Below are 18,787 nucleotides of genomic sequence, written 5' to 3'. Positions count from 1 at the left end.
TATGAGCACGCGTCTTGCCAAGCATGGCCGGCTGATCGACCGCTCCAAACAGATCGACTTTACTTTCAATGGCAAGACCATGAAGGGGTATCCCGGCGACACGCTTGCCTCCGCTTTGCTGGCCAATGGCCAAGTGATGATGGGCCGGTCGTTCAAGTACCACCGCCCGCGCGGGGTTGTGGCGTCGGGTTCGGAAGAACCCAATGCGCTGATGCAGCTGGGCAGCGGTGACCGCTATGAGCCGAACCAGCGCGCCACCACCACCGAGCTGTTCTCCGGCTTGCAGGCGCAGTCGCAGAACCATTGGCCGAGCCTGGAATTCGACGTGCTGTCGATCAACAACAAGCTGTCACGCTTTTTGACAGCGGGCTTCTACTACAAGATGTTCATCCACCCGCGGCCGCTGTGGAAACACGTCTATGAGCCGATCATCCGAAAATCCGCAGGCCTGGGCGCCGCCCCGGATGCGGAGTTGAAAGACGCTGACACCTACGAGCATTTCTACTTCTTCGCAGATGTGCTGGTCATCGGCGGTGGTGTTGCCGGCCTGCAGGCGGCCAAGGCGGCGGCGGCTTCGGGCGCCAAGGTGCTCGTGCTGGAGCAGAACAGCTACTGGGGTGGCCGCGCGCCGGTTGACGGTGGGACCATCGACGGCGACGCGCCCGAGGTCTGGATCGAGAAAACCCTGGCAGAGCTGCGTGCGATGAACAACGTGACCCTGCGCGACCGCTGCATGGGGTCGGGCGTTTATGACCACGGCTATGCGCTGGGGTATGAGCGTCTGACAGACCACGCGCCGGGGCAGGGTGGCCCGCGCCACCGCCTGTGGCGGATCCGTGCCAGCCAGATCGTGACCGCAACCGGCGCGATTGAACGCCCGCTGTCCTTTGCTGGTAATGACGTCCCCGGTGTGATGCTGGCGGGGTCCATGCGCGACTATGTGGTGAACTGGGGCGTCAAGCCGGGCCAGCGCGTTGTGGTGGCCACCAACAATGATGACGCCTATCGCACCGCATTGGTGCTGCACGCGGCTGGCGTCGAGGTTGTCCGCGTGGTCGACACTCGCGAAACCGGCGGCGGCGCGCTGATGGAAGCGGTCCGCGAAAAGGGCATCCGGGTCGAACTGGGCCGCGCCATTGCCCAGGTCAAGGACGGCAAATGCGTGAGCGAAGTCGCCATTTGCGCCCAGAACGGCGAGGGCGGCGCGCGCGAGACCGTGCAGGCCGATGCGGTTGCCATGTCCGGTGGCTGGTCGCCGGTGGTGCACCTGTGGTCCCATTGCGGCGGCAAGTTGACGTGGGACGAGGTGAACGCCAACTTCCGCCCGGACCCCGCACGCCCACCGCTGGGCCACGACGGCAAAGGCTTTGTTGTGGCTGCCGGGTCTGCGAATGGTGAGTTCGGTCTGGGCGCGCTACTGGAAGACGCAGCCGCGGCTGGCGCACGTGCGGCCGAGGCAGCGGGCTTCCCGGCGAAATCCGTGGCGGCGGCCAAGGGCGAGTCCGAGGATGAGGCGCGGATGGAGCCGGTCTGGCTGATGCCCGCCAAGGCCGACATCACGCTGCGCATGAAGACCTGGCTGGACTATCAGAACGACGTCAAGGTCTCGGACGTGCAGCTGGCCGCCCGCGAAGGCTATGAAAGCGTGGAGCATACCAAGCGCTATACCACGCTGGGCATGGCGACTGATCAGGGCAAGTTGTCCAATATCAACGGACTCGCCATTCTGGCAGACAGCCTGAACGCCGAGATCCCACAGGTGGGCACCACCACTTTCCGCCCGCCATATCACCCGATCTCGCTGGGCGCGATCGCCGGTGAGGCACGGGGCGAGGTGTTCCAGCCGGTGCGCAAGACGCCGATCTACGACTGGAACGACAAGAATGGCGCCGATTGGGAGCCGGTCGGCCAATGGCGCCGCCCCTTCGCCTATCTGCGCGACGGCGAAGACCGCCATGCCGCGGTGAACCGCGAGGTGAAGAACACCCGCGAAAACCTTGGTGTTCTGGATGCCTCGACGCTGGGCAAGCTGGTGGTCAAGGGGCCGGACGCGGGCAAGTTCCTCGACATGATGTACACCAACATGATGTCGACGCTGAAGGTTGGCAAATGCCGCTATGGCCTGATGTGCAGCGAGAACGGTTTCCTGATGGACGACGGGGTGGTCGCCCGCATCGACGAGGATACCTGGCTGTGCCACACCACCACCGGCGGTGCCGAGCACATCCATGGCTGGATGGAAGAATGGCTGCAGACGGAATGGTGGGACTGGAAGGTCTATGTCGCCAATGTCACCGAACAATACGCCCAGATCGCCGTGGTTGGCCCCAACGCCCGCAAGGTGCTGGAAAAGCTGAACACGCAGGCAGGCGGCGGCTTGGATGTCAGCCGCGAGGCGCTGCCGTTCATGGAATGGCGCGATGGCAAGATCGGCGGCTTTGACGCCCGTGCCTATCGGATCTCCTTCTCGGGCGAATTGTCCTATGAGATCGCGGTCGCAGCCTCCGAAGGACAGGCATTCTGGGACGCGCTGATGGAGGCGGGCCAGGAGTTCGGCGTCATGCCCTATGGCACCGAGACCCTGCATATCCTGCGAGCCGAAAAGGGCTTCATCATGATCGGGGATGAGACCGACGGCACCGTGATCCCGCAGGATCTGGGGCTGAACTGGGCGCTGTCCAAGAAGAAAGAGGACTATCTGGGCAAACGGGCGCAAGCGCGTTCGCACATGGCGGACCCCGACCGCTGGCAGCTGGTGGGCCTAGAGACCACAGATGGCTCGGTGCTGCCCGATGGCGCCTATGCGGTGGGCGAGGGCGTCAATGCCAACGGCCAGCGCAACATGATCGGCCGGGTGACCTCAACCTATCATTCGGCCACGCTGGGCCGCGGCATTGCCATGGGGCTGGTCAAACATGGCCCCAAGCGCATGGGTGAGGTGCTCAAATTCCCCGGCACAGACGGCAAGACCTACGAGGCCAAGATCGTTGATCCGGTCTTCTATGACAAGGAAGGGGAAAAGCAGAATGTCTAAGGCTGTTTCCGAACTGAACGGGGCGCGTTACGCCGGTATTGCCGAGGTTGCGGACGCTGGCCTGCGCGGAATGATTACCCTGCGCGGCGACCTGGGCTCTGCACCGCTGCAGGCGGCCGTCGAGGCTGCAACCGGCGCCGCGGTGCCTGCGATGGGACGCATCTCCCTTGCAGACAACGGCGCCGCCGCCTGGATGTCACCGGATGAGCTGTTGCTACTGGTGCCTTATGAGCAAGCGGTCGCCAAGACTGCGCAGCTCGCAGAGGCGCTGAAGGGCGAACATGCGCTGGCGGTCAACGTGTCCGATGCGCGGGCCTACTTCCGCCTGTCCGGCGACGGCGCACGCGAGGTTCTGGCCAAGGTGAGCCCGGTCGATTTCGACCCGGCGGCATTTGCTCCGGGCCAGTTTCGCCGGTCGCGCCTGGCCCAGGTGGCGGGCGCCTTCTGGCTGGAAGAGGACGGTAGCTTTGGCATCATCTGCTTCCGCTCTGTGGGGGACTATGTCTTCAAACTGCTGAAGGCATCGGCGCATCCGCAAAGCAAAGTGGGTGTCTATTAACGATATTACTCGCTTTATGCTTGTGGTGATCTGAGGCGTCATTTACGGTGTGCGGCAGTTTTGCCGGGCACCGTTTTTTTATGCGGGTGTTGCGGTTTTTTTTTAACCAGTGCCGATTGAACGATTGCTAGATGATTTTTGGGGGGCACAGGTGCCAACAGCATTTGGGAGGAGTGGATGAGAGCCTCGGCATGCGCGGTCTTTGCGGCAGCTTTCTCATTCCTGGCCGCCGAAGCGTTTGCGAGTGCCTCTTTTGATTGCGAGGTGACGCCCTTGTCACCCGCTGACGAGCTGCCAAAGCGCCTGCTGTTTCATTTTGACCGCGGTTTCGCGCGGGCCCGTATCGAGGACAAGCGCGCCGGGCGGGATGAAACCGTTCATGTGAGCCGTTACAGCCTGACGTCAGTGGTACTGAATTGGACCGCACCGGCTGGCGCCGCGCGCTTGCCTGCGCCGGTGCACCCAGAGCGCACGGCGCGGCTGCAAAAAGAGCGCCCCTTCAGGGTGGTTATGAACCTTGATAATCTAAAGATGAGCGTTCTAGTTCAGCCAGAGCATCCGGGGGGCACGCTGATCCGCGGCGCAGGGGTTTGCACGCGGTTTTCGCCGAATGAAAAGAACGCGTCGGCACAGTGGATTGTCGGTTCAATTTAAACAAGACTAGAGGCGGCGCCAGTTCCTGCGCGCTAACGACCATTTTACGATGATATCCTTAAATCGATACTTCGCCATCGGCCTGTCATGCGCCTTGGGCGCATCCGTCCAAGCGGGCGAAATCTACGATTGCCGTTTCGCGCAAGGCCGCTGGGATCAGCCGACGCCGACCTATCTGAAACTCAGCGTGCCAAGCGTTCACGAGCCTTGGCTGCCCGCCGAGATTGTGAAATCGCAAGTCCCCAAGGTCATCACAAGACCTACCACAGCTGATGTCCGGCGTAACTCCAGCCAACGGTTGTCGCTGACGTGGAGTGCGCGCGCGTATGAGTTTGACAGCAGCGTATCGCGTCACCGCGGCTACATGGACGTAAATTTTCCTCATCACGAGTTCTTTTTTGCGCTCAATCGGTCAACTGGCGAGGCAAGGGCGGGCTCCCGCAGCTTGAAGTTCTCACAGCGGTTGTCATGGGAGGTTGCTGGAGAATGCACGCGGATCGACGGATGACTGAAGGAACGAGCGATGGCGTGGGCAGAGGAAAGACAATGATCCGGCATCTCAAATTTTGCCTCGCGGCACTGATCTTCACCAGCGGCGGCGCTGCAGCGTTGGAAACATATGAATGCAGTTTTCAAGAAGGCCGCAGGACGGCCCCGACGCCGACATTCATCCGTTTCCGCGCGCCGGATTACCTCGAGCGGTCGCAACCGGTGCAACTGCAAGTGGTCGAAATTCCAGAAGTGCGAACCCTGCCGTCGGTGGCGCTGATCGAGCGCAACAACACCAAGGTGCTGTCCTTTTCTTGGAAGGATAGCCGGTATGAGTCGGCCTGGACTGTTGATAAAACGAGCGTCTATGGAAGTTTGAATTTCCGCCAGCACCGGTTTTCCGTCTTTGTGAACCGGCACACGCTCAAGGCGCAAGCGCGTTCGTTGAGACTGGCAGCCGGGAATGACATCAGCTCCACGGTCAAAGGGACCTGTCGGCTGGCCCAGTAATCCATGACACCACCTATGTTTGAGGACAATAAAGTGAAAAAGACCCTTCTTGCTGCGCTGGCAGTGTTTTCCATGGCGGGCGGCGCCCAGGCTGCGGTTCAATCCTATGACTGCGTGGTCGACAGCGTTGAAGAAAGCGGCTGGATCCCGACCCGCGTGCTGCTGTCCCTGGATCCCGAGGCGCGCAAGGCGCGGGCCTATGACGGCTATATCAACCACGCCCACGAACAGCCGATCGATGTCAAATTCAAGACGGTGCGTGGCAAGTATCGCATGAACTGGAGACTGGCTGTGCCCAGCCAGGGCTCCGGCTCGGTGCGGGTGAACTACACGGCGACCCTGACACCGGGCAGCAATGAGTTCCTGATCAAGGCGTCGTTCCCGATGAACAACTTCGCAAACATGCCGCGCGGCGTCGGCAGCTGCAAAGCGATCAAGGGCGAGTCTCTTTACTGATTGCACAGGCCGGGGTGCAGGAATCCACACGCCCGGTCTTGACCTGCTCCCCTGTGGACCGCATGTATCGGCACAGGAACGCAAACTATTTTGACAGGGGGCCCAAATGGCTTTTGAACTTCCCGATCTTCCCTACGCACATGACGCGCTGGCCGACAAAGGCATGTCCGCGGAAACCCTGGAATACCACCACGACCTGCACCACAAAGCCTATGTCGACAACGGCAACAAGCTGATCGCCGGCACCGAGTGGGACGGCAAGTCGCTGGAAGATATCATCACCGGCACTTACGACAAAAACGCGGTGGCCCAGAGCGGCATCTTCAACAACATCTCGCAGCTGTGGAACCACAACCAGTTCTGGGAGATGATGGGTCCGGGCGAAAGCAAGATGCCGGGTGAGCTGGAGAAGGCGCTGGTCGAGAACTTCGGCTCCGTCGACAAGTTCAAGGATGAATTCTCCGCGGCAGGTGCGGGCCAGTTCGGCTCCGGCTGGGCCTGGCTGGTCAAGAACGCCGACGGCTCGCTGGCGGTGACCAAGACTGAAAACGGCGTCAACCCGCTGTGCTTTGGCCAGACCGCGCTGCTGGGCTGCGACGTGTGGGAGCATTCCTACTACATCGACTTCCGCAACAAGCGTCCCGCCTACCTGAGCAACTTCCTCGACAAGCTGGTCAACTGGGAAAACGTCGCTTCCCGTCTGGGCTAAGGTCGGCTCAACCGCTTCCGCGCCCCCTCAGGTCGCGACACTGGTACAATCGCCCGCGCAGCTTGTTCTGCGCGGGCTTTTTCGTGGGCGACAGGAACCCGAAGCCGCAAGACCGCGTTGGGCCACTACACGTGAAAACGATGGAGGACGCGATGGCTGAACGCAAAAGATCCAAAGACGGACGCTGCGAGACCGAAGAGATCCCCGGCGCGCAGGGTTCGGTGTCCCAGCAGGGCCGCAGCGGCGGCGATCTGCAGCGCGACATTGCCACCGAGGACGAGCTGAAGCGGACCGAATCGCGCCCCGCGGGGAAAACCCGCGTCACCAAGTCTAAAGAAAAGGAGCAGGAGTGACGCCATGGCTATGCTGACGAAGGGCACCTGGGTGCTGGTTGCTGACAGTGAAAAAGCGCTGTTTCTGGAAAATGTGACGGACACGCAGGATCCGCATCTGAAGGTGCGGCGCAAGGATGAGCAGGAGAACCCGTCCGACGCCGAGCAGTCGGCCAACCGGCCGGGGCGGTTCAATGACGGACCCAGCGTGCATCGCTCGGCGGTGGATGACACCGACTGGCACCAGTTGGCCAAGGAACGTTTTGCCTCGGATTTGGCAGACCGGCTGTACAAGATGGCGCATAAGGGGAAGTTCGAGCGGCTGGTTCTGGTGGCGGCGCCGGAGGTTCTGGGCGAGCTGCGCAAGAACCTGCATCAGGAGGTGTCTGACAAGGTGGTCGGCGAGGTGGCCAAGAACCTGACCAACCACGAGACCAGCAAGATCGAAGACATGGTCAAGGACGCGATTTCAGACCTTTGAAGGCCGAGCCGGGGGCTTGACCCTTGCCCCTGTCCGGTGTCTGTCAGGACAGGCACGGGGCAGGGGCAAAACATGCGCGAAACACATAAGGGCGTCTTGGCGATGATCGCGGCCTGTACGGTCTGGGGGCTGTCGGGGATTTATTACAAGGCGCTGTCCCATATCCCGCCGGAACAGGTGTTGTCGCACCGCGCGGTCTGGTCGTTCCTGTTCTTTTCGGCAATGCTGCTGTTGCAGGGGCGGCTGGGCGAACTGGTTGCTGCCTTCGCGCAGCGCCGCAACGCGGTGCTTCTCGTCTGTGCTACGGCGATGATATCGCTCAACTGGTTTCTTTTCATCTTTTCCGTGCAGTCTGGCTACGCCACCGAAGCAAGCCTGGGCTACTATGTGTTCCCGCTGCTGAGCGTACTGCTGGGCCGCCTGTTGTTTGGCGAACGGCTGGCCGCGGCGCAGCTGGTTGCGGTGGCGCTGGCGGGCGCGGCTGTTGGGTTGCTGTCGTTTGGCTTGGGCGCCGCGCCGTGGATCCCTTTGGTTCTGGCCATCAGCTTCTCCCTCTATGGCGTTGCCAAGAAACAGCTTCCTCTCGGGCCGGTGGTCTCAGTCACCGCCGAGGTGTTGCTGCTGTTGCCCGTGGCCCTGCCGTTGATCTGGCTGACCGGCGGCGGCGGTTTTCTGGGCAGTGGCAAGGACGCAGCGATGCTTGCATTCTCGGGGCTGCTGACCGGTTTGCCGCTGATCCTGTTCGGCTATGCCGCGCGTCGGGTGCAGCTTGGCACCGTCGGGGTGTTGCAATACCTCAACCCGACGTTGCAGTTCGTGGTGGCGGTCCTGATCTTTGCCGAGCCATTCAGCCTGTGGCATGGCATCGCCTTTGTGCTGATCTGGACCGCGGTTGCCGTGTTTTCGATGTCTGCGCTGGGTCAGGAACGCGCGTCGCGCAGGGCTGCGATGGCGGCAACAGGCGTGTCGGCCCAGATCAGATAATCCGCGGTTTCCGCCCCGGCAAAACCCTGGCCCGTCACCTGTTGCAACAGCGCGCGCAGCGGATCCCAGTAACCGTTGGTGTTCAGGATCGCGATCGGCTTGGAATGCAGCCCCAGGTGGCGCCAGGTCAACGCCTCGAACAGCTCATCCAGCGACCCGGCGCCACCGGGCAACAGCAGGATGGCATCGGCATTCCATAGCATTACCTTTTTGCGTTCATGCATCGTCTCGGTAACGACATAGGTGGTGAGGTCGTTCTTGCCGACCTCGCGACGCTCCAGATGCGCGGGGATGACCCCAAAGGTGCGGCCACCGGCAGCCTGCGCCGCGCGCGCGACCTCACCCATCAATCCGACATCACCGGCGCCATAGACAAGTCGCAGGCCCTCCTGTGCAAGTAGGGTGCCCGTGTCGCGGGCCGCCGCAGCATAGGCGGGGTCGGAACCGGGACGCGAACCGCAGTAAACGCAGACGGATTTGATGCTCATTGGCCAGCCTTTCTGTGGAATTTCAACGCGAAACGAAATTGGTGTTTTGACCCCTGATAGCGGGGTTGTTAGGTTTGCTCAACTAAGCGGAAGGGAACATTCCGCAAACGTCGAAGGGATCGAAATGGCGGATGGATCTGAAAGCAGGAGCCTTGGCGCTCTGACGATCGGAGGTATTGTCGGCGCGGCCGTTGTGCTGGGCGGTGTGGTGCTGTTCCAGCTGGGAGGGTTCTCCGCGGAGGGGCCGGGCGCTGTGAACACGCCGTCGCAGGAGGCCGGCGCCAAAGGTGAAGGCGCGGGCTTTGACGGCGATGGAGAGGAATCCGGCCAGCCATTGCAGAACCGTGCTGCGCAGCAGCAAATCGCCGAAGAGCAGGCCGCCGCGGACCAGGCTGCGGCGAAGGAGGCGAAAGCCGCAGCACAAGGCGCGGATGTGCCGGAGCGCGCGGAAGAGCCGGACGCACCGGTGGTTGCCGACACCGAGCAAGCTGAAGCACTTGACGTTTCCCCCGCAACCGATGCTGTGGAAACGGAAAAACTAGAGACCAGACCGGCAGAGGATGATGCCGGAGAGGCAATAGCGTTGGCTGCGCCGGAGCAAGACACGCCGAACCCTGTGACAGACGCGTCGCCCGAAGTTTCCTCCGATGAAATACCAGACGAGGGGCTAGAAGCCGCGGCCGGTTCCGTGGCGGATGCCGATGCGCAAGCGCCGCCGCCCAACAGCGCCGAGCAAGCGGAACCGGAGTTTGTACTGGCGGCGCCACAGCTGGACCTGGTACGGGTGGATCGTGACGGGGCGGCAGTGATTGCCGGCCGCGCCCAGGAGGGGACGCAGCTGTCGATCCTGCTGGACGGGGTGCTGCTGGAGCAGATCCAGGTACCGCCAGGTGGCCAGTTTGCCACCCTCACCACAATTGCGCCCAGCGACACACCGCAGGTTGTTTCACTGATGGCCGAGCATGACGGGCGCAAGATGGCGTCCGCGGAGAGCTTCATCCTCGCGCCGGCCAACCCCGTTGCCGCCGCGCCGCAGCCAGAAGTGGCGCAACGCGCGGATACGGAAGCGGATCAGCTGGCGCAAGTGGCCCCGACCGGAACGGCTGCCCCCGATTTGAATGCAGAACGCGCTGCCATTGACGGGGAAGGGAACGCGGCTGACACCGCCCGAACGGCGGCGACCCAGGCTGACGCGGTGCAGAGCGCCGCCGCCGATACCGCGACGGAGCAGGCCGATCCTGTAGCGCGCAGCGACGCCGACACGGCGATGGACCCGGCGGACACTGTAGAGCGCAGCGCCGCCAATACTGCGGTAGATCCGGCGGAGACCGAACAGAACACCGCTGCCGATGGGGCGCCGGAGGCCGGTCCGGCTGACGTGCAACCCCCGCGGGAGCCGGCGGTTGCCGTTCTTCGCGCAGACCAGAACGGCGTCGAGGTTGTGCAGCCCGCCATCCCAGCCGACCCCGAGCTGAGCGATGAAGTGGCGCTGGACGCAATCAGCTACAACGGCGCGGGCGGGGTGGAGCTGTCGGGCCGCGCAACGCCGCAGTCGCGGGTCCGCATTTATGTGGACAACCGCCCGGTGGCGGAGCTGGAGGCGGCGGGCGATGGTCGCTGGAGCGGTCGGTTGGAAGATGTCGCACCAGGGATCTATACGTTGCGCCTGGATGAGATCGAGGCGGCCTCTGGCACTGTGGTGAGCCGTCTGGAAACACCGTTCAAGCGGGAATCCCCCGAAACGCTGCCACAGCCGGTTGGCGATGCCGCGCCGGATCAGCCGGTGCCGCTGGTGCGCGCGGTGACGGTGCAGAAGGGCGATACGCTGTGGGCCATTTCGCAACAGCGATACGGCAGTGGATTTTTGTATGTGCGGGTGTTTGAGGCCAACAAGGAGGCTATCCGCGATCCCGACCTGATTTACCCGGGGCAGGTTTTCAACATACCGGAGTGATCGCACATACCTAAATCGCGCTATTGTAGCGCGCCCTGGTCGCCGACCTCTCGCATTGTGTCTCGGCGGTCGGTATCCTTGTTGGTTCAGCCAGCCCCGCCAGAGACAGCCAGGAGCAGCCATGACCCAGACAGAGCAGGCCTCCGCGCCACAAACGTCCGCCACACTGGCACGGGCCGAACGTCGCTCGGGGCTGCGCACCCTGCGCAGGGTTGGCCCCTACCTGTGGCCGCGCGGCAACCGGGCGATCAAGCTGCGGGTGGTGCTGGCGCTGGCGGTGCTGGTTTTGGCCAAGGTGATCGCGGTCTATACGCCGATGCTGTACAAGGGCGCAGTCGATGGCCTCGCTGGTGAAGGTGTGCCGCCGCTGGCGCTAGGGGCGGTGGGTTTGACGGTGGCCTATGGAATGGCACGGATCCTCACCACGGGCTTTCAGCAGTTGCGCGATGCGATTTTCGCACCGGTGGGCCAGCGCGCCCTGCGCCGCCTGGCGCTGGAGACCTTTACCCACATTCACCGGCTCTCTATGCGCTATCACATCACCCGCAAGACCGGCGGGATGAGCCGGATCATTGAGCGCGGGGTCAAGGGGGTCGAGTTCCTGCTGCGGTTCATGCTGTTTTCCATCGGTCCGTTGATCCTGGAACTGACACTGGTCGCGGTGATCCTGACGGTTATGTTTGATGCGCGTTACCTGCTGGTGGTTGCGGGCACCATCGGGCTGTATGTCTGGTTCACCTTTGCCGTGACCGAATGGCGGGTGACGCTGCGCCGCCAGATGAACGAGCAGGACACCGACGCCAATCAAAAGGCCATCGACAGTCTGCTGAACTATGAGACGGTCAAGTATTTTGTCGCCGAAGAGCGCGAGGCAGCGCGCTATGACGGCGCCATGCGGGGCTATGCCCAAGCCGCGCTGAAAACGGCCTATTCGCTGGCTTTCCTGAACTTTGGCCAGAGTGTCATCATCACCGCGGGGCTTATCGGGGTGATGGTGATGGCGGCGATCGGGGTGCAGCAGGGCGGGTTGACGGTGGGCGATTTTGTCATGGTCAACGCCTATATGATTCAGATCACCGTGCCGCTGAACTTCCTCGGCACGGTGTACCGCGAAATCCGCCAGAGCCTGGTCGACATGGGCGAGATGTTTCACCTGCTGGAGCAACCCGCGGATGTCAGTGACCGTCCGGGTGCGGTAGAGCTGAAGGTGAGCGGCGGCCGGGTCTCTCTGGACAATGTGCGGTTTTCCTATGAACCGGACCGGGAAATCCTCAAGGGTATTTCGCTGGAGGCGGAACCGGGGCAAACCGTGGCCATCGTCGGCTCTACCGGGTCGGGCAAATCGACCATCGGGCGGTTGCTGTTCCGATTCTACGATGTCAGCGGCGGTGCGCTGCGGATCGACGGGCAGGACGTGCGCGACGTCACCCAGAAAAGCCTGCATCAGGCCATTGGTGTGGTTCCGCAGGACACGGTCCTGTTCAATGACACGATCCGCTACAACATCGCCTATGGCCGCGAGGGTGCCACCCAGGACGAGGTGGAGCAGGCCGCGCGGGATGCGCAGATCCATGATTTCATCGCCGCGTTGCCCGAAGGCTATGACACCCAGGTGGGCGAGCGTGGCCTGAAGCTGTCGGGCGGCGAGAAACAGCGGGTGGGCATTGCCCGCACCCTTCTGAAGAACCCGCCGATCCTGCTGCTGGACGAGGCAACCTCTGCGCTGGACAGCGATACGGAGCAGGAAATCCAGGGCGCATTGGCCCGCGCCGGACAGGGGCGCACGGTCATCACCATCGCGCACCGGCTGTCGACCATCGCCGAGGCCGACCGGATCGTGGTGCTGGAGCAGGGTGAAATCGCCGAGACTGGCACCCATCAGGAGCTGCTGGCCCGGCAGGGGCGCTATGCGCGGCTGTGGCAGCGGCAGCAGTCGGATCAGGACGCGGCCTGACCGCAACAGCGGTGGTCGCGCCGCTGCGGCTGCGGCCGCAAAAGTTCCCGAATTTTTTGGCTTTCGTCGTCAAAGGTCGCGCTATGGCGGAAACCTGCACGATGCGCCCCGTGGGTTGAGCGGAGAAAGGTGCAGGCGTTGGGCCGGGGCGGCAACGCGCCCAGTCGCTGGCTGACTTTCGGCAAGCAGGCGCCGGAAAATCACCGATGCCGTGCCGCGTCTGGTGCCGCGAGGAAGAGATGCCTACCTCTGTTCGTGGCTCACGGAGACACCGTGGTCGCTGAAAGAAACAGAATAGAATGAATGGAGTATCTCACATGAAGTCCTTCGCACTGACCGCCGCCGCCCTGACCGCCCTTGCTGCTGCCCCTGTTGCCGCGCTCGACCTGGATGCAGCTGCGGATGTGGACGGCAATGGCTCCTATTCGCTGGACGAACTTCAGGTCGCCTACCCTGAGTTGACCGCCGAAACCTTTGCCACCATCGATGCCGATGCGGATGGCGAAGCCACCAAGGACGAGGTTCAAGCCGCCGTGGATGCGGGCGTGCTGCAAAAAGCGGGCTGATATCAGCGGACCATCCGGCGCGCGGGGGGAGCCCGCGCGCCCAAATCGAAGTACTGACACGATCGGAGTAACTCAGATGAAGACTTTTGCCCTGACCGCCGCCGCCCTGGCCGCACTTGCTGCCGCACCTGTTGCTGCGCTGGATCTCGACACTGGCGTCTCCGTCGGCCACGGCGCCGAGGCTGACGTGGACGGAAATGGCAGCTTCTCGCTGGAAGAGCTGCAGGCGGCCTATCCGGAGCTGGATGCCGAAACCTTTGCGAATATTGATGCCAATGCCGATGGCGAGGTCGATCAGCAGGAAGTTCAGGCGGCCGTCAATGCCGGTGTGCTGGCAAAATCCGGTTAAGCATCACCGGGGTCAGCGCTGTTGTTGACAGGTCGGCCTGCCGCCTCCCTGGTATGAGCCTTGCGCAAAACCTGTACGTTTCCCCGCAGACAGGCTGACGCCGTGATGCAAGGAACTGGCCCCGCCGATGCGGGGCCAGTTTTTTCGATCCGTCGGCTATTCTGCGGCCCGCAGATTCCCATCGGAGGTTGGCTTGGGGTCTTCGGCCTCCGCGGCAGGTGCGGAGCGGCTGTCGTCCTCCCATAGCACCTCTGTGCTGGGCAGGGTGCGGGCCTTTTTGAACAGCCGAGAATCCCGCGCGATGCGGCTGGAGCGGCCGCGGGTGATGCGCGACAACATCCGGCCCAGGGCGCGCATGTAGGTGGCCAGCCAGACCCGGATCGCCAGCAGCGAAGGTGTCACCACAAGCGTCAGAACGGTGGCGATACCAAGCCCGAACACCACCGCCGTGGCCAGCTGTTTCCACCACAGTGCCGTGGGGCTGTCGATGGAGTAGCCGCCGCCGATGAAATCGAGGCTGACACCAAACATCATAGGGGTGAGGCCCGCCATCGTGGTGATGGTGGTCAGCAACACCGGGCGGATACGGGCCTCGGCGGTGCGGATGATTGCCTCGATCCGGGGCATCTTCTGGCTGAACTCCTGATAGGTGTCGATCAGCACGATATTGTTGTTCACCACGATCCCCGCCAGCGCCACGATGCCGGTTCCGGTCATGATGATCGAGAACGGCTGCTGCATCACCATCATGCCGATCAGCACGCCGGTGGTGGACAGCACCACCGCCAACAGCACCAGCACCGAGTTGTAGAAACTGTTGAACTGCGCCAGCAGGATCACGAACATCAACGCGAGCGCGCCCGCAAAAGCCTTGGACAGGAAGGCGCCGGATTCCTCCTGCTCCTCCTGATCGCCGGTCCATTCCCACGTGATGCTGCGCGGCAGTGGGTCGGTTTCCAGCCATTCGGTCAGCAGGGCAATGCGTTCGTTCGGGTTCACAGGGTTTACCTTGGCACCCTGCGCTAACGCCGCTTCGACGGCGGCGAAACTGCCGGCGCCGGACAGAGACACCACTTGCATCAGGTTGCCATTGGGCGCGGTCAGGGTTTCAGCGTTGGGGGCGACGCCCTCATCCACGGTTTTCAACAGCGCCAGTTGCCGGGTCTTTCCGGTGTCCGGATCCGTGATCTCGACCTTGCTAAGCCCCGGTTCCACGTCCGCTTTCACGTCGTAATAGCGCTCCTGTTCGACTCGGTTGATCTCTGCCAGCTTCGGCACCGGCCTGCGGCTGACAAAGTTCGACAGCGGCACCAGCCCGTCATCCGTGCGCACCTTGAGCGTGTCGAGCGTCGACAGCACCCGGTCCTGTTTCGGCAGGCGGACACGAATTTCGATCTCCTCGTCCGAACTGTCGACCCGCATGGTGTCCAGCAGGATGCCGCGGGTGACCAGCTGCACCATCGCACCCACCGTGGCGACATCGGCACCGTAGCGGCCGGCCTGTTCGACATCGACGTCGATCTGCCAGTCGATGCCGGGCAGGGGAAGGCTGTCTTCGATCAGGGTGAGGCCGGGGGTGTTGGCGAAACGGTCGCGCGCGTCCCGTGTTGCCTTGGTCAGCTCCTCCCAGTCGTCGCCGCGCAGGCGCAGGTGCACCGGTTTGCCACTGGCCGGCCCCTGGGCGAGCGAGCGCACCTCCACCTCGAAACCGGGCAGGGCGGCCAGCTGACTGTTCAACTCGTCAATAACGGTGTTGCCGTCGTATTCCTGCGCAATCACTTGTTTCTCAATGCCCAGGTGCTCGCTCAGCAAACCGCCCAGCCAACCGCCCAGCGGTTCGGTTTCTGTCGGGCGATCCTCCCACGGGATGATCTCGAACTGGACCTGGCCCACGGTGTCCGGCGGGGTCGATGCACCGGAGCTGTCGGTGTTCAGCCCACCGTCGCCGGCGAAGGAGAACACGTTGATGACAGCGCGGTGCTTGAGGATGACCTGTTCCGTGGCGCGAACCAGCGCGTCCTTTTCCTGCAACGAAATGTTGCCACGGGCCCGGACATAGGCCGTGGCCTGTTCCGGTTCCGATTCAACAAAGAACTCAACGCCGTAGTTGTTTTCGCTGAACAGGTTGAACACGGTCATGATGCCGATGCCGACAACGCCGATGGTGACCACGGGCATCACCGGGTTGCCTGCGATGAACTTGATGAAATAGCCAAAGGCAGTGTGATGGTAGCCGGGAGCGACCTCTTTGGGTTCGCGTTTGATCTTGACCGCGCTGAGAGTGATCGAGGCTGCAAAGGAGCTGAGCGTAAAGACCAGAGCGCCGAAGATCACACTGCCCAGACCCGCCCCGCCTGCGCCCAGAAGGTAGCTCGGGTTCAGCATCTGCATGGCACCGGCGAACATGCCCCACATCGGCAAGGGCACCAGAAGGGCGCGCAGCCACCAGGGCGCGATATTGCGCAGCGCGGTGGAGGCCCCCTCGAAGAAGCGGCTGACGCGGCCGGTAACCCCGCCCATCACCGGCAGGTAGATCAGCGCAACCACCAGCGAGGCCGACAGAACGAAGATCAGGGTCACCGGCAGCATGCCCATGAATTCACCCGGAACGCCGGGCCAGAACAGCATCGGCAGGAAGGCGCAAAGTGTGGTGGCCGTGGACGAGACGATCGGCCAGAACATCCGCTGGGCCGCCTCAACATAGGCGTGCATGGGGCCGGAGCCTTCCTTGATGCGTTTGTCGGCGTATTCCACCACCACGATAGCCCCGTCCACCAGCATCCCCACGGCAAGGATCAGGCCAAACATCACGATGTTGGAAATCGAGATCCCCATCAGTGCGAGCAAGGCAAAACACAGCAGGAATGAGGTCGGGATGGCAAAGCCCACCAGCAGCGCAGCCCGGCTGCCGAGCGCGGACAGCACCACGATCATCACCAGCGCGATGGCGGTCAGCACCGAGCCTTCAAGCTGGCTGACCATCGAGCCAACCACGCGGCTCTGGTCGTTGGAGGTGCCGACCGTCACCGCCGCCCGCAGCTCAGGCGGCCATTTCGATTTGGAGACGTCCAGCGTTTCCTTCACCAGGTTCACGGTGTCGATCAGGTTGTAGCCCTTACGCTTGACCACCTGGAGCGCCACCGTGTCTTCGCCATTAAAGCGGGCGGTGCCCTCGCGGTCCTCGAAGGTGAAGTTGATCTGCGCCAGCTCACCCAGCGTCACCACGCGGTCGCCATTGGTCTTGACCGGCAGCCGGTAGATGTCGTTCACGTCATCAAAGGATGAGGGGATCTTGACCGAGAAACTGCCCTGGGCTGTGTCCACTTCACCGGCCGCAATCAGCTGGTTGTTGTTCTGCACCACATTGATCAGCTCCAGCGCGGTGACGTTGTAGGCCTCCAGCCGCAACGGGTCGATCAGCACCTCGACCATCTCATCCCGGTTGCCGGCGATACCCGCCTCCAGCACCGCATCCAGCGCTTCAAGATCGTCCTGCAGATCCTTGGCGATGCGCGCCATGGTGCGTTCCGGGACCGCGCCGGTCAGGTTGACGATGACGATCGGGAATTCGGAGAAGTTGATCTCCATGATCGAGTATTTCTCGGCCCCGTCGGGGAATTCGGCCTCGGCCTTGTCCATGGCGTCGCGCACGTCGGCCATGACGGCGGTCTTGTCCCAGCCGAATTCGAACTCCAATGCCACCCCGGCATAGCCCTCGGCGGCGGTGGAGGACATCTTGTCCAGCCCGTCGAGGTCGGCCAGCTCGGTTTCCATGACCTTGACCAGCAGCGATTCCGAATCCTCGGCCGAAATGCCGGGGAAGGGGACAGAGATGAACAGGGCGGGGATTTCGATGTCAGGCTCGCCCTCCTTGGGCAGCATCGAGTAGGCAAATCCCCCGACCAGCAGCGAAATCACGATGAACGCGAGGACCATCCGCGCCCGGTTTGCGGCCCAGCCTACTATACCAGTCACTGTTCCGTCTCCCGGTAGGTGGCGTCCACCGCAACGCCTTCGGTCACAAAGTCCTGGCCCACCACGATGACGTCGGCCACGGCGGGCAGGCCGCCAAGCCAGACACCGTCCGCCTCGTCCCGCAGCATGTCCACCGGGTAGAATTCCACCATGCTGTCGCTGTTGACCACGCGCACGCCCAATTGCCCCTCGTTGTTGAGGGTCAACGCGGATTGCGGCAGCTTGTGCGCCAGTGACCCGGCTGAGGATATGAAGATGTCTGCGGTCTGCCCATCGCGGATTGACAGATCCGGGTTCGGCACGGTGATCTCAACCTCGAAGGTGCGGGTTTGTGGATCGGCCGAGCGGCTGAGAAAGGTGACTTCGCCTTGGACCTGCTGGCCTGTGGCCAGTTCGGCGCCCGCCGTGGCGCCCAGGGTGACCTTGTTAACCTCGGCCTCCGGCACGTATCCTACCAATTTGATGGTATCCAGCTGGATCACGGTACCGCACAGGCTGCCCGGTTGCAGCAGGCTGCCCAGCTCCGCTGTATCGCTTTCCAACAACCCGTCAAAGGGCGCGGTGATCTTCAGGTTGTCAATCTCCCGCTGCGCCATCGCCACCGCCGCCTGGGCGGTGCTCTCAGAAGCCTCGGCCGCGGCCAGTCGGGTATCCGATGCGTAGCCGCCCTGTGACAGTTTCGACGCCGCGGTGAGATTGATCCGGGCTTCCTTCAGCTGCGCCTGGGCCTGCAACAGCGAGGCCGGGCGGGTGCCGGGGTCCAATTCGCACAGAAGATCGCCCTTTTTAACCTGGGCGCCTTTACGCAGTGGCTCAGAGATCACTGTGGAGGTCGTTTCGGCCCGAACCTCCACCTGGCGGATTGCCTGTGTTTGGCCCCGCAGGATCACCGCGCTGCCGATGGTGGTCGCCTTGCTGCGCAACGCCACCACGCCGACGCGGGTGTCCTCGCCCGCGGCATTGGTCGGCGCAACCGTGCTCTCAGCCTCCGCGGCCTGTGGGGTGGTCTCGCCCCTGGCAAAAGTCATGAGGGCCTCCCGCTCGATGACCACCATATAAAGGCTGGCAGTCACCACGACGGCTGTCAGCAATGGGACGATACGCATGTCGGGCCTTTCTAAAATATTTGGTGTGGTCCCGAAAATAGGCCGAACCCCGCAGATGGCGCGGAAGGTGCTGGCGATGGGACACGCGCGGAATTGATAGGCCAGATATAGGAGATGTCCATTCTAAACTAAGTGGTTCAGTTCATAATTCTCGCTTTTCGGGCAGAAACCTCGGGGTTTCTGATGT

At 62.8% G+C, this 18,787-nt stretch carries 16 protein-coding genes; 13 read left to right on the top strand and 3 right to left on the bottom strand.

Annotated elements, in window-relative coordinates; all coding sequences use genetic code 11:
* Nucleotide 1 precedes the first annotated feature (1 nt).
* The 9 genes from AC0IPL_RS02895 (at nucleotide 2) to rarD (ending at nucleotide 8,208) form a co-directional block, all read left to right on the top strand.
* The gene (locus tag AC0IPL_RS02895) at nucleotides 2-3,034 is read left to right on the top strand and encodes a sarcosine oxidase subunit alpha family protein (protein ID WP_474272094.1); all 3,033 of its coding nucleotides are present in this window, start codon (nucleotides 2-4) and stop codon (nucleotides 3,032-3,034) included.
* Nucleotides 3,027-3,593 (top strand): sarcosine oxidase subunit gamma, encoded by a 567-nt coding sequence (locus tag AC0IPL_RS02890; protein ID WP_474272093.1) that lies wholly within the window; start codon nucleotides 3,027-3,029, stop codon nucleotides 3,591-3,593. Before AC0IPL_RS02895 ends, AC0IPL_RS02890 begins: the two co-directional genes overlap by 8 nt.
* Nucleotides 3,594-3,731: 138 nt before the next feature.
* Nucleotides 3,732-4,247, top strand: a complete 516-nt coding sequence (locus AC0IPL_RS02885) for a hypothetical protein (protein WP_474272091.1) — start codon at nucleotides 3,732-3,734, stop codon at nucleotides 4,245-4,247.
* Nucleotides 4,248-4,793: 546 nt separating this feature from the next.
* A complete protein-coding gene (locus tag AC0IPL_RS02880) occupies nucleotides 4,794-5,246 on the top strand; it encodes a hypothetical protein (protein ID WP_474272090.1) in 453 nt (150 codons plus the stop codon).
* A 33-nt stretch (nucleotides 5,247-5,279) separates the two neighbouring features.
* Nucleotides 5,280-5,702: a hypothetical protein gene (locus AC0IPL_RS02875; RefSeq protein WP_474272088.1), complete on the top strand. Its 423-nt coding sequence runs from the start codon at nucleotides 5,280-5,282 to the stop codon at nucleotides 5,700-5,702.
* A 106-nt stretch (nucleotides 5,703-5,808) separates the two neighbouring features.
* Complete coding sequence (locus AC0IPL_RS02870) at nucleotides 5,809-6,411, top strand: superoxide dismutase (RefSeq protein WP_474272086.1); 603 nt, start codon at nucleotides 5,809-5,811, stop codon at nucleotides 6,409-6,411.
* A 152-nt stretch (nucleotides 6,412-6,563) separates the two neighbouring features.
* Nucleotides 6,564-6,764: a hypothetical protein gene (locus AC0IPL_RS02865; protein WP_474272084.1), complete on the top strand. Its 201-nt coding sequence runs from the start codon at nucleotides 6,564-6,566 to the stop codon at nucleotides 6,762-6,764.
* A gap of 4 nt (nucleotides 6,765-6,768) precedes the next feature.
* The gene (locus tag AC0IPL_RS02860; protein ID WP_474272082.1) at nucleotides 6,769-7,224 is read left to right on the top strand and encodes a host attachment family protein; all 456 of its coding nucleotides are present in this window, start codon (nucleotides 6,769-6,771) and stop codon (nucleotides 7,222-7,224) included.
* A gap of 72 nt (nucleotides 7,225-7,296) precedes the next feature.
* Nucleotides 7,297-8,208, top strand: a complete 912-nt coding sequence (gene rarD / locus AC0IPL_RS02855) for an EamA family transporter RarD (RefSeq protein ID WP_474272079.1) — start codon at nucleotides 7,297-7,299, stop codon at nucleotides 8,206-8,208.
* Here the strand turns inward: rarD and AC0IPL_RS02850 are convergent.
* Nucleotides 8,145-8,696 carry an LOG family protein gene (locus AC0IPL_RS02850; RefSeq protein WP_474272076.1) on the bottom strand — a complete coding sequence of 184 codons (552 nt, stop codon included), beginning with the start codon at nucleotides 8,694-8,696 and terminating at the stop codon, nucleotides 8,145-8,147. The genes rarD and AC0IPL_RS02850 overlap by 64 nt on opposite strands.
* Before the next feature lie 124 nt (nucleotides 8,697-8,820).
* Between AC0IPL_RS02850 and AC0IPL_RS02845 the strand changes: the two genes are divergently transcribed.
* The 4 genes from AC0IPL_RS02845 (at nucleotide 8,821) to AC0IPL_RS02830 (ending at nucleotide 13,519) form a co-directional block, all read left to right on the top strand.
* Entirely contained in the window at nucleotides 8,821-10,650 is a 1,830-nt protein-coding gene (locus tag AC0IPL_RS02845; protein ID WP_474272075.1) for a LysM peptidoglycan-binding domain-containing protein, read from the top strand.
* A 121-nt stretch (nucleotides 10,651-10,771) separates the two neighbouring features.
* Complete coding sequence (locus AC0IPL_RS02840) at nucleotides 10,772-12,604, top strand: ABCB family ABC transporter ATP-binding protein/permease (protein WP_474272072.1); 1,833 nt, start codon at nucleotides 10,772-10,774, stop codon at nucleotides 12,602-12,604.
* A gap of 317 nt (nucleotides 12,605-12,921) precedes the next feature.
* Nucleotides 12,922-13,170, top strand: a complete 249-nt coding sequence (locus AC0IPL_RS02835; RefSeq protein ID WP_474272071.1) for an EF-hand domain-containing protein — start codon at nucleotides 12,922-12,924, stop codon at nucleotides 13,168-13,170.
* Between the two features lie 76 nt (nucleotides 13,171-13,246).
* On the top strand, nucleotides 13,247-13,519 hold the full coding sequence (locus AC0IPL_RS02830; protein WP_474272069.1) for an EF-hand domain-containing protein: 273 nt from the start codon (nucleotides 13,247-13,249) through the stop codon (nucleotides 13,517-13,519).
* A gap of 156 nt (nucleotides 13,520-13,675) precedes the next feature.
* On the opposite strand, the gene AC0IPL_RS02825 is transcribed toward AC0IPL_RS02830, so the two are convergent.
* Both AC0IPL_RS02825 and AC0IPL_RS02820 read right to left on the bottom strand, forming a co-directional pair.
* The gene (locus tag AC0IPL_RS02825; protein ID WP_474272067.1) at nucleotides 13,676-17,494 is read right to left on the bottom strand and encodes an efflux RND transporter permease subunit; all 3,819 of its coding nucleotides are present in this window, start codon (nucleotides 17,492-17,494) and stop codon (nucleotides 13,676-13,678) included.
* On the bottom strand, nucleotides 17,491-18,600 hold the full coding sequence (locus AC0IPL_RS02820) for an efflux RND transporter periplasmic adaptor subunit (RefSeq protein WP_474272064.1): 1,110 nt from the start codon (nucleotides 18,598-18,600) through the stop codon (nucleotides 17,491-17,493). The genes AC0IPL_RS02825 and AC0IPL_RS02820 overlap by 4 nt, the downstream gene beginning before the upstream one ends.
* Between the last annotated feature and the right edge of the window lie 187 nt (nucleotides 18,601-18,787).

Source organism: Leisingera sp. SA32 (genome assembly GCF_056033425.1).
The sequence above is the reverse complement of the archived record's forward strand: the minus strand, read 5'-3'. Positions and strand labels throughout refer to the sequence as shown.